The sequence below is a fragment of the Pseudarthrobacter leeuwenhoeki genome, from assembly GCF_055412885.1.
Genome location: NZ_JBVAYY010000006.1, coordinates 99,390 through 118,926, shown reverse-complemented (window position 1 = coordinate 118,926; position 19,537 = coordinate 99,390). Strand labels below are relative to the sequence as shown.

Below are 19,537 nucleotides of genomic sequence, written 5' to 3'. Positions count from 1 at the left end.
CGAGTCCCCTGGCCGCGGCAGGCTCCGACGGCGGCCGGCACCTTTCCAGCGAAAGGTGCCGGCCGCCGTCGTTGTTTAATGCCGGCACCTTTTAGCGCGGCGGCACCTCTCCCCCTGCGGCCCGCCGCTCCTCAGCGGTGTAGGCCGCGGCGGAGGCGGCGTCCGCCATGCTGGCACCGGCCAGGCGGGCCTCCCGCAACCTGCGGGTCTTGGCCGACTGCCCGGAAAAAGCCGCGTCCACATTGCCGGCCGCGTATGTCAGCGCATCTTCGGCCCGGATACCGAGTCCCTCCGCCGTCAGCACGGCGTCCTGGTTGGCGCCCAGGTACGTGAACTGCCAACCCCACTGGCTCTGCTGCCGCTCCACGAGGGCTTTCACCATGGGCCCGGTCGCCTCCCTGGAGGCGTTCTCGTGGCCGTCGGTCAGTACGGCCACCAGCACCGTGCCCGGGCGCTGCTCTTCGGGGAGGGCGGCCAGTTCCTCCCCGGCCTCCCCGATCAGCCGGACCATGGCGTCGTGCAGGGCGGTGCTGCCGCGCGGCTGCAAGTCCAGCGGCGGAACGTCCCGGATGTCCACGGCAGCGTAGACCCGGTCGTAGACGTCGTCGAACTGTGCCAGGGACAGCCGGCAGCGGCCCGGTACCGACTGCTGCTCCCGGACGAACGCTGCAAATCCGCCCACGGTGTCGTCGGCAATGGCACTCATGGATCCGGAGCGGTCCAGAAGGACGTACACGTGCGTCAGAGCTGAATCTGTCATGTTTCCCCATTCCCGGTCCGGGCGCACCCGGACCAACCTTTCCCAGCGGCTGGCTGGACAGGAGCAGGCTATGGCCGGGCACCGACAAAAAGCGCGAACATCACGTCGGCGCAGGTGTCCGGGCTCCTAAGCAATGTCAACAACGGCGCCCGCGCGGACCCGTCAGGCCGGCAGGAGCACCATGGCCGCGGCCGTGCCGGCCAGCATGAACGGCCCGAAGGGGATGCTCGATTTCAGCGTGCCCTGCCGCGAAACCAGCAGTGCCAGGCTCCACAATCCGCCCAGGAGGAAGGCCGCGAAGGTCCCGGCAAACACATGCGGCCAGCCGAGGAACCCCAGGTACATGCCGAGCACGCCTGCCAGCTTGACGTCGCCAAACCCCATTCCCGGCGGGTAAACGGCCCGCAGCAGGAAGTAGAAGAGCCACAGCGCCGCCCCCCCGGCCACCACACGCAGCCCGGGCACCCCGAAGAGTCCGGCCCCGCCGTCGGGCACGGCCGCCGCGGCTGTGGCTCCCGACACTGCGTGGACCGCGACTGCGCCGAGCAACAGCACCCCGGCGACGGCGTAGGCCGGAAAGACGATCCGGTCCGGCAGCAGATGGTGCCGTATGTCGATGACCGTGAGCCGGACGGCCACGACCGCCAGGTAAACGCACGCCAGAAGCACCAGCCAGTAGGCCAGCGGAGTCACTTCGCCCAGACCGCCGAGTCGATGGATCACCCTCGGATGCTACTGGAAATTCCGGCGGCCGGTGCCGGGCCCGCGCGTAAACTGTGGCTATGGCCGCATGGGACAACTCGAACCCGCACTCGAACCCGCGCGGGCCGGGCACGCCCGGGGACCCCGCGGGACAGACGGCGGCATTCCGGCACCTGTGCCGTTCCTCGCCGTGGAAGTGGCAGTCGCTGCGCTTTGAATACCTGGACCGGCCCCTCGCCGTCGATCCCGCGGGAACCGAGACAGCGCCGCCTCCGGATCTGGTCCGGGCGTGGCTGCGCCGCCCTGGCGCCCTGCGGCTGGAGACAGCGGACGGGCTGGTCCTGCAAAGCACGACCGGCATCAATGATTCCCGTGACGTGTTTTATGTCCGCTCCACCAGGAAATCCTGGTTGCTGCCGCCCCACCTCGTCACCCCGGTCTACGACGACCGCGGCCTGGTCCGGCGCCGCCCCGAAGCAGCCTACGGCGAGCCCGGCTTCGGCAACGGCCGATTCGCCGCCGCCCTGGACCCGGTGGAACTGGCAGGCAACGCCCCCGTGCCGCTCGAATTCCCCAACGCCAATGCAGTGGAGCTGGGCAGCATCACCGAAGTGATCCACGAGGGCCGCCCCGCCCTGGAGGCGACCGTCACCCCGAACCCCGGCTACCGCCCCAGCCACCCCGGCGCGCCGCTGTGCCGCCCGGGCCGCACGCTGGTGAGGGTCGACGCCGGCACGGGCGTGTGCGTCGCCAGCCGCTGGCTGGACGGTGGCGAGGCAGTCCCCGCAAGGGAAGGGGAGGCCCGGGAAGGGGAGGCACGGGAAGGGCACGGGCCGGGAGCGTATGGTCACTGGCTCCGGATTCTGGGCGTGGACGAGTACATGCTGGATGACCTGTTCCTCGCCGAGTCCATGAACCTCACGGACGTCCGCCGGCACATCAGCTGGGAACTCCCGGCGGGCTGACGGCGCGTGGAACCGGCCGGGCGCCGTCCGCGCCGCTAGGCTTCCCGGATGACTGAGCTCGCCCGCTGCTGGCCGCCCTTTGGCCTTGCCCTGACCACACCGCGCCTGGTGCTGCGGCCCATCCGCGACGAGGAGATCCCGGCGGCGGTGGAGGCGGCCCTGAGCGGCATCCACGAACCCGGCCGCAGCCCCTTCAGCAGACCGTGGGCGGAGGCGCCTGCCGAGGAGCTCGGCCCGAACATGGCGCAGTGGTACTGGCGGTGCCGCGGGACCATGTCGCCGCAGGATTGGACCCTGCTGCTGGGCATCTGGCACGGGGGCGAGTTCATCGGCTGCCAGGACATCGAGGCCAGGGACTTCGCCACGCTCAAGACGGTCAGCACGGGCTCCTGGCTCCGGCAAAGCGTCCACGGCCGGGGATTTGGCAAGGAGATGCGCGCCGCCGTCGCCCTCTATGCCTTCGACTGGCTCGGCGCTGAGGTCGCGGAATCCGAGGCGGCCACCTGGAACCAGCAGTCGCTGGGTGTCTCGCGTTCCCTCGGCTACGAACTCAACGGCGCCACCCGCGCCGCGTGGGGCGGCCAGCGCCAGGAGGCCCAGAGAGTCCGCCTCACCCCCGAGGCTTTCAAACGCCCCGACTGGCAGCTGAATGTGGCAGGCCACGACGCCACGGCGAACTACCTGGGGATCGAGGCCTAGGACCTTCGGCACCGGCTTTTCCCAAGCGCGGAATGCTGAAATGGCCCCATGTCCGCGACCGAGCTCCAAGCCAAGCCAGCCCCCCGCGGGAAACGCCGGCGTCTTATGCTCATTCCCGTCGCCCTGCTGGCCACCATCGGGGTTGCCCTGTCGTACCTGTTCCTGACGGCGCCACCGGAACCGAGCGTCCCCCTGGGCGCTTCGGCTGCCATCCCGGGCGGAATGGCCAGCATCGGCGAGATCGTCCCGGTCGAAGACGATGGCTGGGAACCGGACGGCAACGACGACGCACTGAACGGCGCCCCGGCAAAAGGCAGCCACAGGGTACGGCTCCTGGTCCGGATCACAGCCCTGGAGCCCGACGGCGTGCAGTTGGATACCCGGGACTTGAGCATCTCCGGTCTCGGCCGGGAACAGTTCCGACCCATCTGGGAATCGCCGTCGGTCGCGGACCTTGAACAGGGCCAGTCAGTCGGCGCGACGCTGATCTTCGAGGTTCCGGACAAGGCAGTCGCCCTGGTCCTTGAGGGCCCGGGCGATTGCCGGTTGTCCTTGGGCCTGTCGCACCACACCGGCTAGCACCGCAACACGAAGGGCATGGGCGCGGTCCCCGGAGGCCGCGCTTTCCGGCAATCAGTCCGTAGGTTTTTCCAACGTCCGCGGCTCACCCTGACAGACAAGACAGTGATGGTGAAAGGACGTTGGTAAAAATGTCACTAACACGGCGGCAAGCACTCATCCTCGGCGGCATCGGAGTGGTCGGGGCGGGCATCGTGACGGTGCCCATCTCCGGCGTCAGCGCAAAATCTGCCAGCAAGCTCAGTAAGAGCGACATGCCGCGGCCCTACGGGACGCCGCTCACCATCCCCCCGCCGCTGGTCTACCAGACAACCGTCGGCACCGACGGTGTCACAACCCGCCACTACACCTTGACGCAACGGCTAAGCAGCGCCAAGATGCTCTCCCGGCTGACCACTCCTATCCTGGGCTACAACGGCATCTTCCCCGGCCCCACGATCCGGATCGACCGGGGAACCCGGACCGTTGTGCGGGTCCGCAACCAGCTGCCGGCCAAGCACCCGATGTTCGGCCATGCCCTGCCCACCTCGACCCATCTGCACGGCTCCGCATCCCTGCCGCAGTTTGACGGCTACGCGAACGACCTCACGCTCCCCGGCTTCTACAAGGACTACCACTTTTCGAATGCCCAGCCTGCGCGGTCCCTCTGGTACCACGATCACGCGGTGCACTTCGCGGCGCAGAACGTCTATTCAGGCCTGGCCGGCCAGTACCTGATCAGCGATCCAGTCGAGAAAGGGCTGCTCCCCCAGGGCGCTTTCGATGTCCCCCTCACCATCAGCGACGCCATGTTCGCGGCCAACGGCGCACTGGGCTTTGACGACCGCGAGCACTCGGGCCTGTGGGGCGACGTCATCCTGGTCAACGGGAAGCCCTGGCCGGTCATGCAGGTACAGAAGCGCGTTTACCGTTTCCGGATCCTCAACGCCTCCGTGTCCCGGTCCTACAACTTCAAGCTCAGCACCGGGGACCCGGTCACCGTCGTGGCCACCGATGCTGGCCTGATGCCGGCGGCTCAGACGGTCGGGTCCTGGCGGCACAGCAGCGCCGAGCGCTACGAGATCCTGATCGACTTCCGCAAATACGCCACCGGCACCCGGATCGAGCTGCGCAATTCGTCGAACGAGAACAACCGCGACTTTGACAACACCGGAAAGATCATGGCGTTCGACGTCATCGGCGCCGCCGTCAACACGGCGGACCCCACCTGGAATTCCATCCCCACCACCCTGGCCTCCAGCCATCCCATGAACCTCAAGGGGGCAGATTCCACGAAGACCCGCAGGTTCCGGGTCAAGCGCGACGACAAGACCAACATGTGGACGATCGACGACCTGACGTGGGAGGAAGTCATTGCGAGCGGTTTTAAACGGGTGATGGCCGATCCGGCGTTGAACGCCGTGGAAATCTGGGAGTTCGAAAACAGGTCGGGAGGCTGGTTCCACCCCATGCACATGCACCTCGTGGACTTCCAGGTCCTCAGCCGCAACGGCAAGGCCCCGTTCGCCTACGAGAAAGGCCCCAAGGACGTGGTCTACCTCGGCGAGCACGAAACCGTGCGGCTGCTGGTCCACTTCGGACCACACCGGGGACGCTACATGGTCCACTGCCACAACCTGAGCCACGAGGACCACGCCATGATGCTGCAGTTCCGGGTGGGGCTAGGAGCAAACGAGGCGGATCCAAACGATCCGATCACGGCGGCCCCGGCTGTCTGGGATCCCGACCAGGGCTGAGCCCGATGCAATGGCGCGCCGTCGCCGGCGCCGCCCTCTGCCTGGGCGGACTGCTGGCGCTCCGGCTCTGGGTGGTCGAACCGATCACGGTCAGCTCCGACAGCATGGAGCCGACCGTGGCGGCCGGCAGCATCGTCTGGCTGAACAAGGCCGGCCCCCGGCTCGCCGGGGTCCAGCCTGGCCAGCTCGTCGTATTCAACGGACCCGACGACGGCGAGATGCCCAACGAAGCCGTGCTGCTCAAGCGCGTGGTGGCAATTGAAGGACAGACCGTCGCCATACGGGACGGTGTCCTCTTTGTGGACGGAGCCGAAGCCAACGAGCCCTTCGTCAACCAACGCACCATGGACGGCGTCTACTTCGGCACCGTGACTGTCCCGTCCGGCCGGCTCTTTGTCCTCGGCGACAACCGCGAGAACTCCGTCGACTCACGGGACTTCGGCCCCATTCCCGTCACCACAATCCAGGGCACAGTCCTGGGACAGTGACCCGGAAGGACGGCAGCGATGTGCCGTGGCCCGGCGAAACGGGCCACGGCACCTCGGGACTCTTAGATCTCCGCCCCTTCCAGCAGCTCCGTCACCAGGGCCGCGATCGGCGAGCGCTCCGAGCGGGTGAGGGTGACGTGGCCGAAGAGCGGATGTCCCTTGAGTGTCTCGACGACGGCTGCAACGCCGTCGTGCCGGCCGACCCGGAGGTTGTCGCGCTGGGCGACGTCGTGGGTCAGGATGATCTTGGAGTTCTGACCGATCCGGCTCATCACGGTGAGCAGCACGTTTTTCTCAAGCGACTGGGCCTCGTCCACGATCACGAAGGCGTCATTCAGTGAGCGCCCCCGGATGTGCGTCAGCGGCATGACCTCGAGCATGCCGCGGTCCATCACTTCCTCCACGACCTCCTGGCTGACCAGGGCCCCGAGCGTGTCGAAGACGGCCTGCGCCCACGGGTTCATTTTCTCCGCCTCGGAACCGGGCAGGTAGCCGAGCTCCTGCCCGCCCACCGCATAGAGCGGCCGGAAGACGATCACCTTGCGGTGCTCCTGTCGCTCCAGGACCGCTTCCAGTCCGGCGCACAGGGCCAGCGCGGACTTGCCCGTGCCGGCCCGCCCGCCGAGGGACACGATCCCCACGGAAGGGTCCATCAGCAGGTCGATCGCGAGGCGCTGTTCGGCCGACCGCCCGTGCAGGCCGAACACGTCGCGGTCACCCTTCACGAGCCGGACCTGCTTGTCCGCGCCCACCCGGCCCAGGGCAGATCCCCGCTGGGAGAGGATCACCAGGCCGGTGTTCGTCGGCAACTCGGCCGCCTCCGGGATGAAGACCGGCTCGTGGCCGTAGAGGGTTGAGACGTCCTCCTCGCTCGCGTCGATCTCCGCGACGCCGGTCCAGCCTGAATCCTTGACGAGTTCGTTGCGGTACTCGTCGGCCTGCAGCCCCATGGCCGAGGCCTTGACGCGCATCGGCAGGTCTTTGGACACCACCGTGACGTCGCGGCCCCCGTTGGCGAGGTTCTTGGCGACAGCGAGGATCCGGCTGTCGTTGTCCCCGCCGCGGAAGCCGGCGGGGAGCACGTCGGCGGAGATGTGATTCAGCTCCACCCGGAGGGTGCCGCCTTCGGCGCCGAGCGGGATGGGGCGGTCGAGCCCGTTGTGCTCCACCCTCAGGTCATCGAGGAGACGGAGCGCCTTGCGGGCGAAATAGCCCAGCTCGGGGTCGTGCCGCTTGCCCTCGAGTTCGGTGATGACGACGATCGGCAGGATCACCTCATGCTCTGCGAAGCGCAGCAGGGCCCGAGGGTCCGAGAGCAGCACCGAGGTGTCGATCACGAAGCTCCGGGCCGGTTCCTTGGTTGCTGTCCCTTCCCCGGAAACAGCAAAACCGGCCGCAGCGTCAATCTCCGCTGCACCGGCCTCTGACGTGGCTCGCTTGGCGCGAGAGGTAGCTTTCTGTCCCTGGTCGTTCACGACGTCGGGCAGTTGTTCAGAATTAGCCACATCGACTCCAGCCCCGGGGCACATGCCCGGAATTGTTAGTGGTGAGGCGGCTCGGCCGTGAGGCCGGACGCGGCCTCCCATACACCCGGTGCGAACTTCCGCTCCATGTACTGGCCTCCCCGATCAACCGGCGGTCTGCCTGCTGATGAGACCAACGTACGCCCCGGTGCGGCGATTCGGCGTCTATCCTCCAGCGATTCTTGTTGCCATCAGGTGAACCCTAAGCGAACGCCTCAGGAGCCGTAGCGGCGCTGCCTGCCGGCGTAGTCGCGGAGGGCCCGGAGGAAGTCCACCTTCCGGAACGCGGGCCACAGGGCTTCGCAGAAATAGAACTCGCTGTAAGCGCTTTGCCACATCAGGAAACCGGAGAGCCGCTGCTCCCCGGAGGTGCGGATCACGAGGTCCGGATCGGGCTGGCCGCGGGTGTACAGGAAGCGCGAGATGTCGTCGACGCTCAGCCCGTCGGCCAGTTTCCCGATGTCCGTGCCGCGGGCGACGGCGTCGCGCAGCAGTTCGCGGACGGCATCGACGATTTCGCGGCGTCCGCCATAGCCGACGGCGACGTTGACGTGGAGTTTCTCGCGCGTCGGGGTGCGGGCCGTGAGCCGGTTGAGCCGGGCGGCGAGGTAGTCGGGAAGCAGTTCCGGGGCGCCCATGGCATGTACCGAGATTTCGGCGTCCTCGTCCAGCCTGTCCAGCGTGTTGGCGATGATGCCCATGAGCAGGTCGAGTTCTTCGCCCGAGCGGTTCATGTTGTCCGTGGAGAGCATGTAGAGGGTGACGACCTTGACGCCGAGTTCCTGGCACCAGCCGAGGAATTCGTGGATCTTGTCAGCCCCGGCCTGGTGCCCCTGGCTGGTCGGGGCGTTGAACTGCCGGGCCCAGCGGCGGTTGCCGTCCACCATCACGCCGACGTGCCGGGGGATGCGTTCGGGGTCCAGGGACCGCTGGAGTCTGCGCTCGTAGAAGCCATAGAGGAGCCCGGGCATTTCCATCCGGAGATTCACCTGGCTTCCTTGTACGACTGCAGTGCACGTCCTAGGCTACCCGCCGGAGCACAGCCCGGGGCGCAGGGACGTGACGATTTTACCCTCCAGATCCTATTACTCGCGGGTAACTTACTGGACCGTAGGTTATTATTGCGGCATGGAAAGCAACACCCCCGAGCCCCGGCCCGAGCAGCCTGCGGACCGTCAAACCGGTCCGATGGACGACGCCGCAGTCCGGCTGGCGGAACTCCTGATGATCAAACCGAGATGGCGCGGCTGGATCCACACCGTGACGGCTCCGCTGGCGCTGGCCGCCGGGCTGGTGCTGGTCATTCTGGCCCCGACGCCGGACCTGAAGATCGCCTGCGCCATTTACGCCTTCACCGGGGTCCTGCTCTTCGGCATCAGCGCCATCTACCACCGGGGCAACTGGTCCCCGGGCGTCAAGATCGTGCTGAAGCGGCTGGACCATACGAACATCATGCTGGTGATCGCCGGAAGCTACACGCCGCTGGCCTGGGCCCTGCTGGACCGGCCCAAGGCCGAACTGCTGTTGTGGGTCATCTGGTCCGGTGCCATCCTCGGCGTGCTGTTCCGGCTGCTGTGGACCGAGGCACCGCGCTGGCTGTACGTGCCGATTTACATCGCCCTGGGCTGCGGCGCGTTGTTCTATCTGCCGGACTTCTTTGCCGCCAATGTTGCCTCCGCCGTCCTGATCTGCGTGGGGGGTGCCCTCTACATCACCGGCGCCGTCTTCTACGCGCTGAAGAAGCCGAACATCAGCTACTCACACTTCGGTTTCCATGAGCTGTTCCATGCGCTCACGGTCTTCGCCTTCGCCGCGCACTACATCGCGATTGCCATCGCCGTCCTGGGCTGATCTCCCCGCCTCTTCGCCCGGAACACCTGCCTGCCTGCCTGCCTGCGCGCCTGCCTGCGCGGATTCTCCCCACCTTTGAGACAGCATCGCCGCGACTCACCGGCTCTTCTGCCCGCCACACCGGGCGCCGGCTTCAAAGGTGGGGAATTTCCGGCGTCAGGACCCGCCTGTCAGCCCCTTCCGGCCTCGATAAGACCAGACAGCTGCCGCATGTCGTGGAACACGGTGGTGCCGGGGCCGGCCAGCCGCTCCGCCGGGGTCACGCCACCGGCGTACACGAAGACATGCATCCCTGCCGCCTGGACGCCTGGACGCCTGGACGCCGTGAGTGCTGTCTGCGACGACCGCGCAGCGCTCCGGTGCGGTGCCGGGCGTCCCGGCGGCGTGCAGGAACAGGTCCGGGGCGGGTTTGCCGGTGGCGACGTCCGTTGCGCTGAAGATCCGGCTTTCGAAGCGGTGCCACAGGGCGGTCTGCCGGAGCGTCCGCTGCATCCTGGCGTGGCTCCCGCTGGAGGCCATGCAATGCGGGAGGCGGATCCCCTCCAGCGCCTCCACGACGCCGTCCAGCTCCAGCTCCAGCTCCCAGCCGAGGTCTGCGAGCACCAGCTGGTCCACCCGCACGGGGGCTGGCAGCGGGCGGGGCGGTAGCAGGGTGCCGCCGTCAGCGGCCTCCGGGTCCTGCATCACCGTTGGCGTCCGGACGGGCGCCGGGCCGGCCGGCGGGATCCTGGGCCCCGGGGTTCCCCGCCCCGGTGGTCCGAAGATCACCCTCGCCGGCGGCAGCCGCACGCTCCTCCTCCACCTGGGCGCGGTAGCGGACGCGGCGGATGCGCCGGACCATGTCCACAATCAGCAGCGCTGTCAGCACCACGATGAAGGCGGTCAGGAGAAAGCCCAGCAGGCCGGGCGTCACCTGGTCCTGGGACAGTCCGGGGCGCAGCGACGGGGTGGGGGTTGGCGCCGGGGTGGTTGCCAGGGCGAGGAGCAAGGAATGCACGGTTTGGACCTTCTATGGGACTGGATGGCGGCCCGACGGGGGCTGGCCGCGGAGCTGCGGTGAACTGTTTCCACAACGTCTTCTACGCGTCATAGAAATGGCCTGTTGGGTCTATCTTAGCCCGGCGAAGAAGTCCTTTTCGGGCAGTTCGGCCGGGACTCTTGACTGGATCAGGGAGTAGTCCTCCCACGGCCAGACGCGGCGCTGCATCGCCGGCGAGACGGCGAAGAAGAAGCCCTCCGGGTCGACCTGGGTGCGGTGTGACCGCAGTGCGTCATCACGTGCTTCAAAGAAGTCCCCGCATTCGATCTGGGTGGTGGTCGGGTGGGTCGGCGCGGGCGGGGTGTGGCCCTCGGCGTCGGCTTCCAGCCAGGCAGCGAGCCGTTCGGCATAAGGCGAGCGGAGACCCGATTCCTCCAGCGCGAGGTGCAGGGCACGGAACCGTTCGGGGCTGAAAGCGCGGTCGTAGTAAAGCTTGCCCGGTGCCCAGGCCTCGCCGGTTCCGGGGTAGCGGGCCGGGTCCGCGGCGGCTTCGAAGGCCTCGACGGCGACGCGGTGCGCCATGATGTGGTCCGGGTGCGGGTACCCGCCGTTCTCGTCGTAGCTCAGGATGACCTGGGGCTTGAACTCGCGGACCAGCCGGACCAGCGGGGCGGCCGCCCGCTCCAGCGGCAGTGTGGCGAAGGAACCTGCCGGCAGCGGCGGCAGCGGATCGCCTTCAGGCAGCCCTGAATCGACGAAACCCAGCCAGCGCTGGCGGACGCCCAGGACCTTGGCGGCGTGCTCCATCTCCAGCCGGCGCGCGCCGGCCATGTCGCGCTTGGGGTGCGGCTCGCCCTCTACGGCAGGGTTCTGGATATCCCCGCGGGAACCGTCGGTGCAGGTGGCAACCAGGACGTCGACGCCGGACGCGGCGTACATGGCCATCGTGGCGGCGCCTTTGCTGGATTCATCGTCGGGATGAGCATGGACAGCCAACAGCCGAAGCGGCGCTGACGGGCTGGTGGACGCTGTCATCGTGGGACGGCTCCTCTTTCATTTACAGGTTCAGATTTCATCAACAGGTACAGGACTTTTTGGCAGGCGTAGCGGGCCGGATCGGCGCCGCGGCAAATACCCGTCCCGATCCACACTAAACTGGAATGGTGACTTCCAAGGATCAGCCTGCCGCGCCCGCGCCTGCATCTCCCAGCCTAGCCAATCGTTACGGCGGTCAAAAGCGGACGCTGAGCGGCAAAGCCAAACGCACCATCCTCGTCCTTGGCCTCGCGGCCGGGATGGCCTTTATGGCCTGGATCTCAACCTCGAACGCGACGGAAAGCGTCACCTTCAAGGACATCGGCTACAGCACCCCGGACGCCACCCTGACGGAAATCGATTTCCAGGTCACCAAGGACCCCGCCACCGCCGCCAAATGCTCTGTCAAGGCGCTTGATTCCAAATTCGCCGTCGTCGGCTGGAAAGTCGTGGACATCGCCCCCAACGCCGCCGACGCCGGATCCGACGGCGGGCGCACCACTGCCCACCGGGCGACGGTGCGCACCGAGTCCCCGGCCGTGTCCGGCATCGTCGACAGCTGCTGGATCCCCGACGCCGCCAAATAGCGTCGCGGCTGGGCAGAAGATGCCACGGAACCGGCTGCGGCGCGGCACCATGGTGTGATCCACGCCGCAGCCTTCTTTGGTATATCCGCAGGATTGACTACAATGGATCAATACCTTTCCCCCGCTGAGCTGGTTACTGAGTCCCAAAAGTGGCCACCGTGGCGGGGTCTTTGCTTGTTTGACCACAAAGGAGAAGTCCGTGTCTACCACCAACAGCGCAACTGCAGCTTGGCTTACCCAGGAAGCTTTTGACCGCCTGAAGGCAGAGCTGGACCACCTCTCCGGCCCCGGCCGGGCGGAAATCGTCCAGAAGATCGAGGCGGCGCGCCAGGAAGGCGACCTCAAGGAGAACGGCGGCTACCACGCGGCCAAAGAGGAGCAGGGCAAGATCGAGGCCCGCATCCGCCAGCTGACCGCGTTGCTCCGGGACGCCCACGTGGGCGAGTCCCCGGCCGACGACGGAATCGTCGAGCCCGGCATGATCGTCGTCGCCAGGATCGCCGGCGATGAGGAAACCTTCCTGCTCGGTTCCCGGGAAATTGCCGGCGACTCGGATCTGGACGTCTTCAGCGAGAAGTCACCGCTGGGTGCTGCCATCGTCGGCCACAAGGCAGGCGACAGGCTCAGCTACACCGCCCCGAACGGCAAGGACATTCCGGTGGAGATCATGTCCGCCAAGCCGTACGTCGGCTGACACCAGGCACACTCTCACGCAGGAACGACGCCGGCCCTCCCCACGCGGGAGGGCCGGCGTCGTTCTTGCTGCTGCCTGCCGGCGGAGATTGGCGCTGCTTACCTGGTGGGCAGCGTTCCGGCCCGCGGCGCGCTCAGCAGCAGTGCTGCGAGCACTCCGCCGATTGCCCCGCCAAGGTGCGCCTGCCAGGACACGTAGCCTGCGACCGTGGGCAGAATGCCGAACAGGATCCCGCCGTAGGTCAGGAACAGCACCACCGAGAGCAGGATCTGCCACCAGTTGCGGTTGAAGAAGCCGCGCACCAGCAGGAACGCGAAGAGGCCAAAGACCAGGCCGGACGCCCCCACGGTGATACTGAAGCCGCCGATCAGCCACACCACCACCCCGGAGGCGAGCCAGCTCAGGGCCAGGGTGGTGAAGAACACCCGGCGCCCGGAGAGCAGCACCAGGAAGCCGAAGATGATCAGCGGCAGTGTGTTGGAGAACAGGTGCGCCAGGTTGGCGTGCAGCAGCGGGAACGTCAGGATGTCCAGGATGCCGTCGAGGCTGCGCGGGCGCAGGCCGAACGTGCCGTTGAGCGAACGGAGCATGAGGGTGTTGACGAGCTCGATGACGTACAGCGCCAGCACAAACAATCCCACGACCAGCAGTCCCTTACGGGCGCGTGCCCCCGCGGTGTCACCGGCGCGCGGGCCGCTGTTCCGGGTGGAGTCAAGCATCGCGGTCCCCTAGTGCACTACGATCGGCTGGAAGCCCTCGGCCCGGAGCGCCGCGAGGACCTGCTCGCAGTGTTCGTGGCCCTTGGTCTCCAGGTTTATGGTGATGGACACGTCTCCCATGCTGATCGATCCGCCCACCCGGGTGTGGTCAAGTCCTGTCACGTTGGCGTCGTTCTCGGCGATGATCCGGGCGATCGTGGCCAGCGAGCCGGGACGGTCGTCCAGCATCATCCGCACGGTCATGTAGCGGCCGGCGGCGGAAAGGCCGCGCTGGATGACCTTGAGCATCAGCATCGGATCAATGTTGCCGCCGGAGAGCACCACCGCGACGGTGCCGGGATTTTCGATCTTGCCTTCCAACAGCGCCGCGACGCCGACCGCGCCGGCGGGCTCGACGACCATCTTCGCGCGTTCCAGCAGGAAGATCAGCGCCCGGGCAAGGGCGTCCTCGCTGACGGTGACGACGTCGTCGACGAGCTCCCGGATGATGCTGAAGGGCAGCTGCCCGGGCCGGCCCACGGCGATGCCGTCGGCCATGGTGGAGACGCGTTTGAGCGGCACGAGGGCGTCCGCGGCGAGCGAGGGCGGGTAGGCGGCCGCGTTTTCGGCCTGGACACCGATGATCCGGATCTCCCGGCCCAGTTCCTTCGCCCGGGCCTTCACTGCCACGGCGACGCCGGCAAGAAGTCCGCCGCCGCCAACGCCCATCAGGATGGTGTCGACGTCGGGGACCTGTTCCAGGATTTCCAGCCCGACGGTGCCCTGGCCGGCGACGACGTCGACGTCGTCGAAGGGGTGGACAAAGACCGCTCCGGTCTCGTCGGCGTAGCGTTTCGCCTCGGCGAGGGCCTCGTCGACGTTGTGGCCATGCAGCACCACTTCGGCCCCGTGGCTGCGGGTGGCGGCGAGTTTGGGCAGGGCGACGCCCAGCGGCATGTAGATCCGGGCTTTGATGCCCAGGCTCTTGGCCGCGACGGCCACACCCTGGGCGTGGTTGCCGGCCGAGGCCGCCACAACGCCGCGCTTCTTCTCATCAGGGGACAGCTTGGCCATCCGGGCATAGGCGCCACGGACCTTGAAGGAACCGGCCCGCTGCAGGTTCTCGCACTTGAGGAAGACCTCGCCACCGACCATGCTGCCCAGCGCACGGGAGGATTCAACCGGCGTCCGCGTGATAATCCCGTCGAGCAGCTTCTGCGCCTCCAGGACATTGTCCAGCGTGACGGGCAGGCTCTCCAGGGTGTTCACGAACTAGTCTCCTTTTTCCGATCATTCGTCGGCGCAGGGTGGATCAGGGTGTGGATCGGGCACCGGCGCCCCGTCCGGCATCACTGCCGGGGGGAACCGCTGCCGGGTGCGGCATCGTCGCTGCGGCCGGAAGTGGCGCCCGGCAGGCGGGCGTCCTTTCCGGAGTTGTCGGCACCTGGCGCGAGGGCCCTGACGTCCGGGCCCGCGGTCGCCAGCGCACTTTCATGTTCCCACGTTCTGCCGGCAATGTAGCGAATCGACGAGTTTGCTACGGCCAGGATGGGCACGGAGAACAGGGCGCCGGGAATTCCGGCGAGATAGGAACCGGCGGCAACCGCCAGGATGACGGCGACCGGGTGCAGCTTGACCGCCTTGCCCATAATCAACGGCTGGAGGATGTGGCTCTCCAATTGCTGGACCAGCAGGACGACGCCCAGCATGATCAGGGCGTTCACCCAGCCGTTGGCGACCAGGGCCAGCAGCACTGCGACGGCGCCGGTCACCAGGGCTCCGACGATCGGGATGAAGGATCCAAGGAACACCAGCACCCCCAGCGGAAGCGCCAGGGGCACGCCGAGGATCGCCGCCCCCACCCCGATGCCGACCGCGTCCACGAAGGCGACGAGCATCTGGACCCGGACGTAGCTCACCATGGAGGACCAGCCCACCCGGCCCGCTCCGTCCGCCGCGGTACGGGCCTTCCTCGGCAGCAGCCGCACGAGGAAGGACCAGATGCGATCCCCTTCCAGCAGGAAGAAGATGACGATGAACAGCGCCAGGATCAGGCCGGTGGCGAAGTGACCGGCGGTGCTGCCGAAGGAAAGCGCACCGCTGAGAATGCTGCTGCTGTTGTTCTGCAGCGCGTCGGTGCCCTCTTTCAGGTACTGGTCGATCTGGGCCGCCGTGAGGTGCAGGGGGCCGTCCGCCAGCCAGACCTGGATTTTCTGGATTCCGGTGAGCGCCTCGCTCCACAGCTCGGAGAAGCCGGCCACGAGCTGCCGGCCCACGAGGGCCAGTGCCCCGCCAACCAGGCCAATGAAGCCCAGGATGGTCATGGCGACGGCGAGCCCGTTGGGGACGCGGTTCCTCCTGAGCCAGTTCTTCACCGGTGACAGCAGCCCGGCCAGCAGCGCGGCGACCATCACGGGGATCAGCAGGAAGCTGACCTGGCTGAGCAGCCACACGAGCGCGCCGGCCATCAGAATGATGAGTCCGAGGCGCCAGGACCAGGACGCGGCGATCCGCACGCCGTAAGGAATGTCCTGCTCAAGTTCCCGGTCGGTGACGGCCCTCCCCGGGGCTGCGGGCCGTGCGGCGGCGTTGTGTTCTCGCGGGGCGGCATCGTCAGCTGGCGTCATAACCCAATGATTCACCAGCGCCGCCCGGATGTGAAACCGTCCGCTTTCTCAGCGCTCAAGGGACGCGCTGATCCCCCACGTCATGGCGAACCGCTCCCCCGGATCCAGCCAGCGGAGGCCGTCGCCGCTGTTGAAGGCGTTGGCCGGACCGGTCATCGGCTCAATCGCCACCGCCCTGGTGCGGCCCGGGAACTTGGTGGTGACAAAAACATGGACGTAGCCGCAGTTTTCGTCCTGCCACAGGCTCACGCTCCGTCCGTCCGGTGTGCTCAGCGTGTGGCGGGCGATGCCGGCGTCGAACTCCAGGTCCGTGTAGGCCGAATCGAGGTCCTGTGCGCCCACGGGCCGCCCGGCGCGGAGGTCGAAGTCGCCGCCCACCGGTTCCGCGCCGCGCGGGATCAGCCGCTCGTCCGTCACGAGCCTGGTGCCGGCGTGGACGGTGACCGTCAGCTCCTCACTGGGCACCTCCCCCAGCCGGAGGTAGGGGTGGGCGCCCAGGACGAACGGTGCCCGCTGCTGGGAGTCGTTGATCAGCAGCTGCCGGACCACGAGGCCCAGGTCCTCGGCGAGTTCGTAGCGCACGCGGTGGCGCAGCAGGAAGGGATAGCCGTGCTGCGGGAACACCGCCGCTTCCAGGGTGACCGAGAATTCGGATTCGTCGACAAGCGCATACGAGGCATTGCGCAGCAGCCCGTGGCTGGCGTTGTTGCGGGACACCTCCGTGATGTCCAGCTGCTGCTTCTCACCGTTCAGGTACCAGACACCGTCCTCCACACGGTTCGCCCACGGGGCCAGCGTGATGCCGGCGGCGCCCGGCGAAATCTCCGCGTCACCGTAGCTTTCCGTCAGCTGCGTGCCGCCGCGGCTGTACAGCCTCAGGCCGGCGGCCAGTTCGGTGACGACCGCAAGGGCGTCGCCGCGCCGCAGCTCATACTGCCGGCCCGACGCATAGCGCCGGGCGGAAGCGTCCGTGCCGTCGCCGAGGCTGTCGCTGGCAGGGGAATCCGGGGAGGTCTGTCGCGGCAGGTTCATGATCACCACCGTACCTAGCCGCAGCCCACGGCGTATACCGTGGATCCATGACCCGCATTTCCAGGACCGCCCCCGCCGGCAGCACGGCATGACGCTCCCCCTTGACGCCCGGCAACTGGCGGCCCGCTTCGCTTCCGTCTTCGGCACGGCGCCCGACGGCGTGTGGCAGGCGCCCGGCCGCGTCAATCTGATCGGCGAGCACACCGACTACAACGAAGGCTTCGTGTTGCCGTTCGCGATCGACAGGACGGCCAGGGTGGCCGTCCGCCAGCGTCCGGACTCCGCCATCCGGCTGCTGTCCACCTTCGGCAACCAGGGACTGACGCTGGCGGATGCCGGGTCCCTGGACCGCGCCACGGCGAAGGGCTGGACCAAGTACCCGCTGGGTGTTGTGTGGGCGCTCCAGCAGCGCGGCGTCCCGGTGCGCGGCCTGGACCTTCTGCTGGATTCCGATGTCCCCCGGGGCGCCGGGCTGTCCTCGTCCCACGCGATCGAATGTGCCGTGATCTCGGCGCTCAACGAGCTCACCGCGGCGGGCCTGGACGCCCGGGACATGGTCCTGGCCACCCAGCGCGCCGAAAACGACTTTGTCGGAGCGCCCACCGGCATTATGGACCAGTCCGCATCCCTGCGCGGGGCGGCCGGGCAGGCCCTCTTCCTGGACTGCCGCGACCAGGGCTTCCGGCTGGTCCCCTTCGATGCCGAAGCCGCCGGGCTGGTGCTGCTCGTGATCGACACGAAGGTGTCGCATTCCCATGCCGGCGGCGGCTACGCCTCCCGGCGGGCCTCCTGCGAGCTGGGGGCCGAGGTGCTCGGGGTGAAGGCCCTGCGCGACGTCGGGCTCGGCGACCTGGAAGAAGCCAGTGGGCTGCTGGATCCGGAGACGTTCCGCCGGGTGCGGCATGTGGTCACCGAGAATGACCGGGTTTTGCAGGTGGTCGAGCTCCTCGGCAGAGCCGGGCCGGCGGCGATCGGCCCGCTGCTGGATGCATCCCATGCCTCCATGCGGGATGACTTCGAGATCTCCTGCCCCGAGCTGGACCTCGCCGTCGGGGCCGCCCGGACTGCCGGCGCCATCGGTGCCCGGATGACCGGGGGCGGCTTCGGCGGCTCGGCGATCGCGCTCACCCCGGTGGCGGCCGAGCAGCAGGTGTGTGCCGCCGTCGAAGGTGCCTTCGCGGAGGCAGGGTACGGGGCTCCTGGGATCTTCCGCGTCCGGCCCGCGGCAGGCGCGATGCGCCTGGCATAGGCCGCGCAGCCGCGGACGGCCTCTGCATGGGCTGCGCCGAGTCCACCCCGGTGCGGGCAGCCCCCGGTGCGGGCCCACAAAAAGGGGAGCCCCGCCGGGGCTCCCCTTTCTTCTTCCGTTACCGGCCGGTTGTTGGAGCTGTTACTCGTCGCCGCGCAGGATCGCGAGCAGCCGGATGATCTCCACGTAGAGCCAGACCAGGGTGACCGTCAGGCCAAAGGCGGCGGTCCAGGAGAAACGCTGCGGGGCGCCGCTGCGGACGCCGGCTTCGATGCTGGTGAAGTCCATGATCAGGGCAAAGGCGGCGAGGCCGATCGCCAGCACGCCGATGAAGACGCCCAGCGGGATGCCGAAGATCTCCATCGAGGTTCGCAGGCCGAACGGGGAATCGACAGCGCCGGTCCACATCATGACCATGTTGATGAGCGCGAAGACGGCGTAGCCGATGGTTGCGATCATAAAGAAGCGCATGGCCTTCGGTGTCGCCCGGACCTTGCCGCTCCTGAAGAGCACGAGGGTCACGGCGAACACGGAGAGCGTGCCGATCACGGCCTGCAGGCCGACGCCCGGGTACAAGTTGTCGAGGATCCGCGTCAGGCCGCCGAGGAACAGACCCTCGAGGCCCGCGTACGCGAGGATGAGTGCCGGTGAGGGCTGCTTCTTGAACGTGTTCACGAGAGCCAGCACGAAACCGCCCAGCGCACCGACGATCATCAGCAGGTAGGCCAGGCCCTCTGCGACCACGAGGGTGACGGCCGCGCCGGCGACGACGGCGCCAAGGCAGGCCGCGGTCTTCATGATGACGTCGTCATAGGTCATGCGGCCGGTGTCAGCGGCTCCGGCAGCGGGCCGGTTGTACATGTCCTGGAGCTGGTCCTGGGTCATGCCCTGCTGGGCAGGGTTCCAGCCGGTCTGGGTCTGGCTGGACTGGGCCTGGCCGTAGCCGGTCTGGCCGTAAGCGCTCTGACCGTAAGCCTGCGGGGCAGGCGGTGCCTGGGTTGCTCCACGGAAGTTCTTTCCGTTGAAGACTGGGTTTCCGCCAAGTGCCATTGCGGGTGTCCTCCAAATAAAGGGGGTGAGTGGTGATTCGGTAGTGAACTTATAGTGCCTGGTTACACCACGCTACCAAGTTCAACAGCCGGCGGGCACTGTTAGTTCCCGGGAGGCCGTTGGCGCAACCCAACCGTGACCTGCAGGCCACGTTCCAGGACTTCGTTTCCCGGCCGGGGACATCGACTGTTTAGGCATACTCCGGATCAACAAAAGTTTACTTAAGGAGAGGTAAACAGCCATGCCGGCCCGGCTTCACGGTTGTTACCCGATCGCGACGTTA

Annotated in this window: 21 protein-coding genes; 9 read left to right on the top strand and 12 right to left on the bottom strand. The window is 67.6% G+C overall.

Annotated elements, in window-relative coordinates; genetic code table 11:
* Positions 1-91: 91 nt before the first annotated feature.
* Together ACZYX4_RS06885 and ACZYX4_RS06880 are read right to left on the bottom strand one after the other, a co-directional pair.
* Positions 92-760: a VWA domain-containing protein gene (locus tag ACZYX4_RS06885; protein WP_463874736.1), complete on the bottom strand. Its 669-nt coding sequence runs from the start codon at positions 758-760 to the stop codon at positions 92-94.
* 162 nt (positions 761-922) lie between these two features.
* Entirely contained in the window at positions 923-1,483 is a 561-nt protein-coding gene (locus tag ACZYX4_RS06880; protein ID WP_463874735.1) for a prepilin peptidase, read from the bottom strand.
* A gap of 59 nt (positions 1,484-1,542) precedes the next feature.
* Between ACZYX4_RS06880 and ACZYX4_RS06875 the strand changes: the two genes are divergently transcribed.
* The 5 genes from ACZYX4_RS06875 to lepB all read left to right on the top strand — a co-directional run bounded on the left by ACZYX4_RS06875 (position 1,543) and on the right by lepB (position 5,929).
* Complete coding sequence (locus ACZYX4_RS06875; RefSeq protein WP_463874734.1) at positions 1,543-2,427, top strand: hypothetical protein; 885 nt, start codon at positions 1,543-1,545, stop codon at positions 2,425-2,427.
* 48 nt (positions 2,428-2,475) lie between these two features.
* Entirely contained in the window at positions 2,476-3,126 is a 651-nt protein-coding gene (locus tag ACZYX4_RS06870) for a GNAT family N-acetyltransferase (protein ID WP_463874733.1), read from the top strand.
* Positions 3,127-3,174: 48 nt separating this feature from the next.
* On the top strand, positions 3,175-3,705 hold the full coding sequence (locus ACZYX4_RS06865; protein ID WP_463874732.1) for a hypothetical protein: 531 nt from the start codon (positions 3,175-3,177) through the stop codon (positions 3,703-3,705).
* Positions 3,706-3,836: 131 nt separating this feature from the next.
* The gene (locus ACZYX4_RS06860; RefSeq protein WP_463874731.1) at positions 3,837-5,441 is read left to right on the top strand and encodes a multicopper oxidase family protein; all 1,605 of its coding nucleotides are present in this window, start codon (positions 3,837-3,839) and stop codon (positions 5,439-5,441) included.
* Between the two features lie 5 nt (positions 5,442-5,446).
* Complete coding sequence (gene lepB, locus ACZYX4_RS06855) at positions 5,447-5,929, top strand: signal peptidase I (protein ID WP_463874730.1); 483 nt, start codon at positions 5,447-5,449, stop codon at positions 5,927-5,929.
* A 62-nt stretch (positions 5,930-5,991) separates the two neighbouring features.
* Here the strand turns inward: lepB and ACZYX4_RS06850 are convergent, their stop codons facing one another.
* Together ACZYX4_RS06850 and ACZYX4_RS06845 are read right to left on the bottom strand one after the other, a co-directional pair.
* Positions 5,992-7,434, bottom strand: a complete 1,443-nt coding sequence (locus ACZYX4_RS06850; RefSeq protein ID WP_463874729.1) for a PhoH family protein — start codon at positions 7,432-7,434, stop codon at positions 5,992-5,994.
* Between the two features lie 233 nt (positions 7,435-7,667).
* Positions 7,668-8,429 carry an isoprenyl transferase gene (locus tag ACZYX4_RS06845; protein WP_463874824.1) on the bottom strand — a complete coding sequence of 254 codons (762 nt, stop codon included), beginning with the start codon at positions 8,427-8,429 and terminating at the stop codon, positions 7,668-7,670.
* 211 nt (positions 8,430-8,640) lie between these two features.
* Between ACZYX4_RS06845 and trhA the strand changes: the two genes are divergently transcribed.
* Positions 8,641-9,303 carry a PAQR family membrane homeostasis protein TrhA gene (gene trhA, locus ACZYX4_RS06840; RefSeq protein ID WP_463874823.1) on the top strand — a complete coding sequence of 221 codons (663 nt, stop codon included), beginning with the start codon at positions 8,641-8,643 and terminating at the stop codon, positions 9,301-9,303.
* A 156-nt stretch (positions 9,304-9,459) separates the two neighbouring features.
* Here the strand turns inward: trhA and ACZYX4_RS06835 are convergent, their stop codons facing one another.
* The 3 genes from ACZYX4_RS06835 to mca all read right to left on the bottom strand — a co-directional run bounded on the left by ACZYX4_RS06835 (position 9,460) and on the right by mca (position 11,317).
* Positions 9,460-9,987: an HAD family hydrolase gene (locus tag ACZYX4_RS06835; protein WP_463874728.1), complete on the bottom strand. Its 528-nt coding sequence runs from the start codon at positions 9,985-9,987 to the stop codon at positions 9,460-9,462.
* A complete protein-coding gene (locus ACZYX4_RS06830; protein ID WP_463874727.1) occupies positions 9,965-10,300 on the bottom strand; it encodes a hypothetical protein in 336 nt (111 codons plus the stop codon). The genes ACZYX4_RS06835 and ACZYX4_RS06830 overlap by 23 nt, the downstream gene beginning before the upstream one ends.
* A gap of 111 nt (positions 10,301-10,411) precedes the next feature.
* Positions 10,412-11,317: a mycothiol conjugate amidase Mca gene (gene mca / locus ACZYX4_RS06825; protein WP_463874725.1), complete on the bottom strand. Its 906-nt coding sequence runs from the start codon at positions 11,315-11,317 to the stop codon at positions 10,412-10,414.
* A 128-nt stretch (positions 11,318-11,445) separates the two neighbouring features.
* On the opposite strand from mca, the gene ACZYX4_RS06820 reads away from it, so the two are divergent.
* On the top strand, positions 11,446-11,904 hold the full coding sequence (locus ACZYX4_RS06820; RefSeq protein ID WP_463874723.1) for a DUF4307 domain-containing protein: 459 nt from the start codon (positions 11,446-11,448) through the stop codon (positions 11,902-11,904).
* 199 nt (positions 11,905-12,103) lie between these two features.
* On the top strand, positions 12,104-12,598 hold the full coding sequence (gene greA, locus ACZYX4_RS06815; protein ID WP_463874722.1) for a transcription elongation factor GreA: 495 nt from the start codon (positions 12,104-12,106) through the stop codon (positions 12,596-12,598).
* Positions 12,599-12,696: 98 nt separating this feature from the next.
* Here greA and ACZYX4_RS06810 read toward each other — a convergent pair whose 3' ends face one another.
* From ACZYX4_RS06810 to ACZYX4_RS06795, 4 genes are all read right to left on the bottom strand, one after another.
* The gene (locus tag ACZYX4_RS06810) at positions 12,697-13,317 is read right to left on the bottom strand and encodes a rhomboid family intramembrane serine protease (protein ID WP_463874720.1); all 621 of its coding nucleotides are present in this window, start codon (positions 13,315-13,317) and stop codon (positions 12,697-12,699) included.
* Between the two features lie 9 nt (positions 13,318-13,326).
* Positions 13,327-14,565 (bottom strand): threonine ammonia-lyase, encoded by a 1,239-nt coding sequence (gene ilvA / locus ACZYX4_RS06805; RefSeq protein WP_463874718.1) that lies wholly within the window; start codon positions 14,563-14,565, stop codon positions 13,327-13,329.
* Positions 14,566-14,645: 80 nt separating this feature from the next.
* On the bottom strand, positions 14,646-15,923 hold the full coding sequence (locus tag ACZYX4_RS06800) for an AI-2E family transporter (RefSeq protein WP_463874717.1): 1,278 nt from the start codon (positions 15,921-15,923) through the stop codon (positions 14,646-14,648).
* 48 nt (positions 15,924-15,971) lie between these two features.
* On the bottom strand, positions 15,972-16,955 hold the full coding sequence (locus ACZYX4_RS06795) for an aldose 1-epimerase family protein (RefSeq protein WP_463874716.1): 984 nt from the start codon (positions 16,953-16,955) through the stop codon (positions 15,972-15,974).
* Positions 16,956-17,043: 88 nt separating this feature from the next.
* Here ACZYX4_RS06795 and galK point away from each other — a divergent pair, with 88 nt between their 5' ends.
* The gene (gene galK, locus ACZYX4_RS06790; protein WP_463874714.1) at positions 17,044-18,204 is read left to right on the top strand and encodes a galactokinase; all 1,161 of its coding nucleotides are present in this window, start codon (positions 17,044-17,046) and stop codon (positions 18,202-18,204) included.
* Positions 18,205-18,345: 141 nt separating this feature from the next.
* Here the strand turns inward: galK and ACZYX4_RS06785 are convergent, their stop codons facing one another.
* On the bottom strand, positions 18,346-19,254 hold the full coding sequence (locus ACZYX4_RS06785; protein WP_463874713.1) for a Bax inhibitor-1/YccA family protein: 909 nt from the start codon (positions 19,252-19,254) through the stop codon (positions 18,346-18,348).
* Positions 19,255-19,537: the final 283 nt, after the last annotated feature.

Excerpts from the sequence above, each read along its gene's own strand:
- ACZYX4_RS06885 (WP_463874736.1), bottom strand. The coding sequence starts at position 760 with ATGACAGATTCAGCTCTGACGCACGTGTACGTCCTTCTGGACCGCTCC.
- ACZYX4_RS06875 (WP_463874734.1), top strand. The coding sequence starts at position 1,543 with ATGGCCGCATGGGACAACTCGAACCCGCACTCGAACCCGCGCGGGCCG.
- ACZYX4_RS06870 (WP_463874733.1), top strand. The coding sequence starts at position 2,476 with ATGACTGAGCTCGCCCGCTGCTGGCCGCCCTTTGGCCTTGCCCTGACC.
- ACZYX4_RS06865 (WP_463874732.1), top strand. The coding sequence starts at position 3,175 with ATGTCCGCGACCGAGCTCCAAGCCAAGCCAGCCCCCCGCGGGAAACGC.
- ACZYX4_RS06860 (WP_463874731.1), top strand. The coding sequence starts at position 3,837 with ATGTCACTAACACGGCGGCAAGCACTCATCCTCGGCGGCATCGGAGTG.
- lepB (WP_463874730.1), top strand. The coding sequence starts at position 5,447 with ATGCAATGGCGCGCCGTCGCCGGCGCCGCCCTCTGCCTGGGCGGACTG.
- ACZYX4_RS06845 (WP_463874824.1), bottom strand. The coding sequence starts at position 8,429 with ATGGAAATGCCCGGGCTCCTCTATGGCTTCTACGAGCGCAGACTCCAG.
- trhA (WP_463874823.1), top strand. The coding sequence starts at position 8,641 with ATGGACGACGCCGCAGTCCGGCTGGCGGAACTCCTGATGATCAAACCG.
- ACZYX4_RS06835 (WP_463874728.1), bottom strand. The coding sequence starts at position 9,987 with ATGCAGGACCCGGAGGCCGCTGACGGCGGCACCCTGCTACCGCCCCGC.
- mca (WP_463874725.1), bottom strand. The coding sequence starts at position 11,317 with ATGACAGCGTCCACCAGCCCGTCAGCGCCGCTTCGGCTGTTGGCTGTC.
- ACZYX4_RS06810 (WP_463874720.1), bottom strand. The coding sequence starts at position 13,317 with ATGCTTGACTCCACCCGGAACAGCGGCCCGCGCGCCGGTGACACCGCG.
- ACZYX4_RS06800 (WP_463874717.1), bottom strand. The coding sequence starts at position 15,923 with ATGACGCCAGCTGACGATGCCGCCCCGCGAGAACACAACGCCGCCGCA.
- ACZYX4_RS06795 (WP_463874716.1), bottom strand. The coding sequence starts at position 16,955 with ATGAACCTGCCGCGACAGACCTCCCCGGATTCCCCTGCCAGCGACAGC.
- galK (WP_463874714.1), top strand. The coding sequence starts at position 17,044 with ATGACGCTCCCCCTTGACGCCCGGCAACTGGCGGCCCGCTTCGCTTCC.
- ACZYX4_RS06785 (WP_463874713.1), bottom strand. The coding sequence starts at position 19,254 with ATGGCACTTGGCGGAAACCCAGTCTTCAACGGAAAGAACTTCCGTGGA.